Raw genomic sequence first — 6691 nt, forward strand, 5'->3', positions numbered from 1 at the left:
AGGCAATGTAGGGCAGCACGCCGACCAGGCAGATCAGCGCGACGACTACCGCCAGGGACTGGGATTTACCGTAACGGGCGGCGATGAAGTCGGCGATGGAGGTGATGTTCTCCTGCTTGCTGATCATCACCATTTTTTGCAGGACCCACGGCGCGCACACCAGCAGCAGGATCGGCCCGAGGTAGATCGGCAGGAAGGACCAGAGTTGTTCGGCTGCCTGGCCCACGGCGCCAAAGAACGTCCAGCTGGTGCAATAAACCGCCAGCGACAGGCTGTACACCCAGGCACGCACCCGTGGCGGCAGCGGCGTGCTGCGACGGTCGCCGTAAAAGGCGATGGCGAACAGGATGGCCATATAGGCCAGGGCGACAATGGCGATCAGCCCGGTGGACAGCGACATGGGAACTCCAGACAAAAGACATCCGGGACTGCGCCCGATCCAGACAGTCTCGCATGACCGCCTGAGTTAGTCAGTGTCGACCAAGGTCGTGGCGTGGCGGGGTGTCGCAGGTTGGGAGTCAGTTGGATCTTTGGTGTCTTTTCGGGTCTCTTCGCGGCGTTACTGACTCAACGCAATATCGATCAGCCGATGCAACTCTTCAACCTCCAGCGCCTGCGCCGCAAACAGGATGCGAAACACCGTCGGTGCCACCACCATATTGATCAACCGGTCGACACTTGGCCGTGATTGATCGGGATAGCGATCCAGAATCGTCTGCAACTGCCCGCCAATGATCGTCACGCAATAGCCCGGCGTGGCGCTGGATTGCACGTCGCGCATCATGTTGCGCCCGGGTTCGGAACTCATTTCGTCCAGATATTGCTCCGCCCAGGCCCGCACGTCCCCGCGCAGGCTGCCGGTATTGGCCGGCTCACTGTCGGGGCGCATGCGGGCGAGGGCGACATCGGCCAGCAGTGCAGACAGATCACCCCAGCGCCGATAAATGGTCGACGGCGTCACCCCGGCCCGGGCAGCGATTTGCGGCACGGTCAGGGTCGCCCGATCCTGCTCTTCAAGGAGCGCGCGGACAGCCGAATGAATCGACTCTTGAACCCTGGCACTTCTGCCACCAGGGCGTAAACCTTCTTTAATAGCCATGCGGCGGACCTTAACACAAAGAATTTGCTTTAAGCGCTGACCAGTAGCAGACTCCGCAAAAGCAAAAAATTAGYTTTTGCGGAGTGTGCTCATGTCTCTTCCAGCGACAAATCGTTCCAGCCTGTGGTTTCTGGCGATCACCTTACTCAGTTTTCTCGCCGCTTCCACCGCGCCGACCCCGTTGTATCACCTCTATCAGGAGCACCTGCAGTTCTCGGCCGCGACCCTGACCCTTATTTTCGGTGTCTACGCCCTCAGCTTGCTGGCGGCGCTGCTCACGGTCGGTTCGCTGTCGGATTATCTGGGGCGCAAACCGGTGATTTTTACCGCCGTGTTGCTGAATATGCTGGCGATGTTGCTGTTCATCAACGCCGACAGCGTCGCCTGGTTGATCGGTGCGCGAGTACTTCAGGGTTTTGCGACGGGAATGGCCACCGCCGTCTTGAGTGCGGCGTTGCTGGACACCGATCGCCAGCAAGGGCCGATGGTCAACAGTGTCGCGCCGTTGCTGGGCATGRCGCTGGGGGCCATGGGTTGCGGATTATTGGCCGAGTTTGCGCCCCTGCCGCTGCAATTGACCTATTGGGTGTTGTTCGCGCTGTTTTTGATGCAAGCGCTGTACGTCTGGCGCCTGCCGGAAAGCGTCAGTCGACAACCGGGTGCCTGGGCCTCGCTCCGCCCGACCCTGCATGTGCCGATTCAGGCGCGGCGAATGTTGTGGCGGGTGCTGCCGATAGACCTCGCGGTGTGGGCGCTCGGCGGCTTTTTCGCCTCCCTGGCGCCGTCCCTGGTGCGGACAGCCACCGGGTCCACGTCGAACCTGATTGGCGGTGCGACGGTGGCCGTGTTGACGGTGACCGGTGCCTCGATGATCTACGCCTTGCGCAATCGGCCGGCCGACAAGGTCTTGCTGCTGGGCGCGAGCTTGCTGCCCGCAGGCGTTGCGCTGATTCTGCTGGCGGTCCACAGCGCCAGCCTGCCATTGTTTTTCTTCGGCACGCTGGTGGCGGGCAGCGGATTCGGTACGGGTTTCCTTGGCGCCTTGCGCAGCATCGTGCCGCTGGCCTTGCCTCATGAGCGGGCCGGGTTGATGTCGGCGTTTTATGTGCTCAGTTATCTGGCGTTCTGCTTGCCGTCGTTGCTGGCCGGTAATCTGACCCGCAGCTTTGGGCTGGTGGCGACCACCGACGGTTACGGCGCGGTACTGATCATCCTGTCGCTCGGTGCGCTGATCGGGTTGCTTCGTGAGCGGTCTGTCAAAGTCTGTGGCGTCGATGTCAGATGACCGTTAGCCTTGGCACCGCCATTCATTTCGACGGACCGACCCATGAAGATCATCCGCAGCAAATCCTTCACCGGTGACCGCGCCTGGGCGGCGCTGGACATCGCCAGCATGAACGGTATCACCACCCGTTTGCACTGGACCGATCAGCCGTATAAATGGCACGTCAACGATGGCCAGGAAGTGTTCGTGGTGCTCGACGGTCAGGTGCAGATGCGTTATCGCGAAGCAGGCCTCGAAAAGGAAACCCTGCTGGAGGTCGGCGATATTTTCTATGCCTCGGTGGGCACCGAACATGTGGCTCATCCGCAGGGCGTGGCGAGGATATTGGTGATCGAGACTGAAGGCAGCGTCTGATGCTATATCTGCAAAACAGATAACAGTTAGAGATATTACCCGTTATATCGATATTCTATTCGGATCTATCATGAGCGCCTCCCTCATTAGAGGACAGGAGTTCGCCATGACCTGCACCCGTAGCGTTAAACCCGGTATCAAGCCGTTCAGTCATCTGCAGCACCCAAGAGAAGCCATCCGCCAATTCACCCCGAACTGGTTCGCGGCGACCATGGGCACTGGTGTATTGGCGCTTGCGCTTGCGCAACTGCCGGTGTCGACTCCCGGTCTGCATGCATTGGCCGAAGGCTTGTGGTTATTAAATATTGGCCTGTTTGTGTTGTTCACGGCCATGTATGCCGCGCGTTGGGTCATGTTCTTCGACGAAGCGCGGCGGATTTTCGGCCACTCCACGGTTTCGATGTTTTTCGGCACCATTCCCATGGGCCTTGCGACCATCATTAATGGCTTTCTGTTGTTCGGCCTGCCGCGCTGGGGCGACGGTGTGATTCATGTCGCCGAAGTGCTGTGGTGGCTGGACGTGGCGATGTCGCTGGCCTGCGGCGTACTGATTCCCTACATGATGTTCACCCGTCAGGAGCACAGCATCGACCAGATGACCRCTGTCTGGCTGTTGCCGGTGGTGGCGGCGGAAGTGGCGGCTGCCAGTGGTGGCTTGCTGGCGCCGCACCTCGCCGATGCTCATTCGCAGTTAGTGGTGCTGGTGACCAGCTACGTGCTTTGGGCTTTTTCCCTGCCGGTGGCGTTCAGCATTCTGACCATCCTGTTGCTGCGCATGGCGTTGCATAAATTGCCCCACGAAAACATGGCCGCCTCGAGCTGGCTGGCGCTTGGGCCGATTGGCACGGGTGCGCTGGGCATGTTGTTGATGGGTGCCGACGCGCCGGCGATCTTTGCCGCCAATGGTCTGCCGGGGATCGGTGAAATAGCTGAGGGCCTTGGGCTGGTGGCCGGGATCACGCTGTGGGGCTTCGGGCTTTGGTGGATGCTGATAGCACTGCTGATCACCGTGCGTTACTTGCGCGCCGGTATCCCGTTCAATCTCGGCTGGTGGGGTTTCACGTTCCCGCTGGGTGTCTATTCCCTGACTACGCTGAAACTGGCCAGCACCTTGAACCTGACGTTTTTCAGTGTCTTTGGTTGCGTGTTGGTGGCCATGCTGGCGGTGATGTGGCTGATTGTCGCCAAACGCACGGTGCAGGGCGCGTGGAAGGGCGAACTGTTTGTCTCACCGTGCATCGCAGGATTAAAGAAATAACCGGCAAAGATTAGGTAATGTGTGTGGCCTGGATCGACGTTCGACATTCCAATAACAGTATCCACGCCACCCTCTACCAAAAAAATCAGGGACACATGGAAGATGAGTCACCCCTCGCAGTTCACCTTGCTTCGCACTCGGCGCTTCCTGCCTTTTTTTGTCACGCAGTCCCTTGGGGCCTTTAACGACAACATCTTCAAGCAGTCGCTGATCCTAGCCATTCTGTACAAGCTGACCATCGAGGGTGACCGTTCGATCTGGGTCAACCTGTGTGCGCTGCTGTTTATCCTGCCGTTCTTCCTGTTCTCGGCCCTGGCCGGGCAGTTCGGGGAGAAGTTCGCCAAGGACGCGCTGATCCGTCTGATCAAGCTCGGGGAAATCGTCATCATGACGGTGGGCGCGGTCGGTTTCATGTTCGATCACCTGTCGCTGATGCTGTTGGYGCTGTTTGCCATGGGCACCCACTCGGCGCTGTTCGGGCCGGTGAAGTACTCGATCCTGCCGCAGGCCTTGCGCGAAGAAGAGCTGGTGGGTGGCAACGGGTTGGTGGAAATGGGCACCTTCCTGGCAATTCTCGCCGGGACGATTGGCGCCGGCATCATGATGTCCGCCAGCAACTACGCGCCGGTGGTGTCCACGGCAATCATCGGCATTGCGGTGCTCGGTTATCTGGCCAGCCGCAACATTCCCCGAGCTGCGGCGGCATCGCCGCAAATGCGCCTGAACTGGAATATCTTCAGCCAGTCCTGGGCCACGTTGAAGCTGGGCCTGGGGCAAACCCCTGCGGTCTCGCGTTCGATCGTCGGCAACTCATGGTTCTGGTTTGTCGGGGCGATTTATCTGACGCAAATCCCGGCGTATGCCAAGGAATGGATGCACGGCGACGAGACCGTGGTGACGCTGATTCTTACCGTGTTCTCGGTCGGTATTGCACTGGGTTCGATGCTTTGCGAGAAACTCTCCGGGCGCAAAGTCGAGATCGGTCTGGTGCCGTTCGGCTCATTCGGCCTGACCGTATTTGGCCTGTTGCTGTGGTGGCATTCCGGCGGAATTCCGGACAGCGTTGCCGGCCATGGCTGGCTCGAAATCCTCGGGTTCGGTCACACCTGGCTGGTGTTGATCGACATCCTCGGGCTTGGGGTCTTCGGCGGTTTCTACATCGTGCCGCTGTATGCGCTGATCCAGTCCCGCACCGTCGAGAACGAACGGGCCCGCGTGATCGCCGCCAACAACATTCTCAACGCCCTGTTCATGGTGGTATCGGCGATTGTGTCGATCGTCTTGCTGAGCATCGCCAAGCTGTCGATCCCGCAGCTGTTCCTGGTGGTGTCGCTGCTGAACATCGGCGTCAACGCGTACATCTTCAAAATCGTCCCCGAGTTCAGCATGCGTTTCATGATCTGGCTGCTCGGCCATTCCATGTACCGCGTCGAGCATCGCAACCTGGAGTTGATTCCTGATGAGGGCCCGGCACTGCTGGTTTGTAACCATGTGTCGTTCGTCGATGCGTTGCTGATTGGTGGCGCGGTGCGTCGGCCGATTCGTTTTGTGATGTATTACAAAATCTACAACCTGCCGGTGCTGAATTTCATCTTCCGCACGGCCGGCACGATTCCGATCGCCGGGCGTCAGGAAGACATTCAAATCTACGAAAAAGCCTTCACCCGCATTGCCCAGTATCTGAAGGATGGCGAGCTGGTGTGTATTTTCCCCGAAGGCAAGTTGACCGCTGATGGCGAGATCAACGAGTTCAAGGGCGGGCTGACGCGGATTCTCGAAGAAACACCGGTGCCGGTGATTCCGCTGGCGTTGCAGGGGTTGTGGGGGAGTTTCTTCAGCCGCGATCCGAACAAGGGCTTGTTCCGTCGGTTATGGTCGCGGGTGACCTTGGTGGCAGGGCCGGCGGTGGCTGTTGAGGTGGCTGAGCCAGCGAAGTTGCAGGCGTTGGTGGGGGATTTGCGTGGCGCCGTTAGATAGTTGGTGACTTTGCGGGCGTCATCGCGGGCTTGCCCGCGATGACGTCAGTGGCCTAAGCGCTGACCTTGAGCCCAACCAACCCGGTAATGATCAGTGCCACACTGGCCAACCGAAACAGTGCCATGGATTCACCAAACAGAATGATCCCGGCGATCACCGTGCCCACTGCACCCACGCCGGTCCAGATTGCATAGGCCGTGCCCAGCGGCAATTCCTTCATGGCAAGGCCCAGCAGGCCAAGGCTGATCGCCATGGCGGCAACGGTCAATGCGGTGGGAAGAGGGCGGCTGAAGCCGTCGGTGTATTTCAGGCCAACGGCCCAGCCGACTTCGAACAGGCCGGCGAAAAACAGAATGATCCAGGACATGGAAGACCTCCATCGATGGATGGGGTCGTCCCCGGATTAAGCACTCGATCGAGCCGCGAGGTCGTCCCCGCGTTGCGCGATAGAGTGCCCATCATTAACCCGAGGATCAAGTTTTCGGATCAGTCAGCCACTTGCTGAGCAGCGATTTTCCGATCCTCTTTTTCGCTCATGCGACGGAAATAGGTGGAGAGCAGGGCCCCGGAAATGTTGTGCCAGACGCTGAACAGCGCGCTCGGCACCGCCGCCAGCGGCGAGAAGTGCGCACTGGCCAGTGCCGCACCCAGACCGGAGTTCTGCATGCCGACTTCCAGTGCCAGGGATTTGCGCTGGGCCAGCGGCAGGTTGAACAGG

Annotated in this window: 6 protein-coding genes and 2 pseudogenes; 4 read left to right on the plus strand and 4 right to left on the minus strand. The window is 59.6% G+C overall.

Annotated elements, in window-relative coordinates:
• Both AC1DLB_RS17375 and AC1DLB_RS17380 read right to left on the minus strand, forming a co-directional pair.
• Positions 1-400 (minus strand): annotated as a pseudogene (locus tag AC1DLB_RS17375) (hybrid sensor histidine kinase/response regulator); the annotation flags it as partial.
• Between the two features lie 159 nt (positions 401-559).
• A complete protein-coding gene (locus AC1DLB_RS17380) occupies positions 560-1099 on the minus strand; it encodes a TetR/AcrR family transcriptional regulator (RefSeq protein ID WP_064619319.1) in 540 nt (179 codons plus the stop codon).
• A gap of 91 nt (positions 1100-1190) precedes the next feature.
• Between AC1DLB_RS17380 and AC1DLB_RS17385 the strand changes: the two genes are divergently transcribed.
• The 4 genes from AC1DLB_RS17385 (at position 1191) to AC1DLB_RS17400 (ending at position 5973) form a co-directional block, all read left to right on the plus strand.
• Positions 1191-2384 carry an MFS transporter gene (locus tag AC1DLB_RS17385; RefSeq protein WP_477785346.1) on the plus strand — a complete coding sequence of 398 codons (1194 nt, stop codon included), beginning with the start codon at positions 1191-1193 and terminating at the stop codon, positions 2382-2384.
• 42 nt (positions 2385-2426) lie between these two features.
• On the plus strand, positions 2427-2738 hold the full coding sequence (locus AC1DLB_RS17390) for a cupin domain-containing protein (RefSeq protein WP_477744275.1): 312 nt from the start codon (positions 2427-2429) through the stop codon (positions 2736-2738).
• A gap of 106 nt (positions 2739-2844) precedes the next feature.
• The gene (locus AC1DLB_RS17395) at positions 2845-3996 is read left to right on the plus strand and encodes a TDT family transporter (RefSeq protein WP_477785347.1); all 1152 of its coding nucleotides are present in this window, start codon (positions 2845-2847) and stop codon (positions 3994-3996) included.
• Positions 3997-4098: 102 nt separating this feature from the next.
• A complete protein-coding gene (locus AC1DLB_RS17400) occupies positions 4099-5973 on the plus strand; it encodes an MFS transporter (protein WP_477785348.1) in 1875 nt (624 codons plus the stop codon).
• Between the two features lie 52 nt (positions 5974-6025).
• Here AC1DLB_RS17400 and sugE read toward each other — a convergent pair whose 3' ends face one another.
• Positions 6026-6340, minus strand: a complete 315-nt coding sequence (gene sugE / locus AC1DLB_RS17405; protein ID WP_018925158.1) for a quaternary ammonium compound efflux SMR transporter SugE — start codon at positions 6338-6340, stop codon at positions 6026-6028.
• A 119-nt stretch (positions 6341-6459) separates the two neighbouring features.
• Positions 6460-6691 (minus strand): annotated as a pseudogene (locus AC1DLB_RS17410) (bile acid:sodium symporter family protein); the annotation flags it as partial.

It is taken from the genome of Pseudomonas sp. 05N434 (assembly GCF_056396965.1).

Coding starts and splice junctions, on each gene's coding strand:
- AC1DLB_RS17390 (WP_477744275.1), top strand. CDS start 2,427: ATGAAGATCATCCGCAGCAAATCCTTCACCGGTGACCGCGCCTGGGCG.
- sugE (WP_018925158.1), bottom strand. CDS start 6,340: ATGTCCTGGATCATTCTGTTTTTCGCCGGCCTGTTCGAAGTCGGCTGG.
- AC1DLB_RS17380 (WP_064619319.1), bottom strand. CDS start 1,099: ATGGCTATTAAAGAAGGTTTACGCCCTGGTGGCAGAAGTGCCAGGGTT.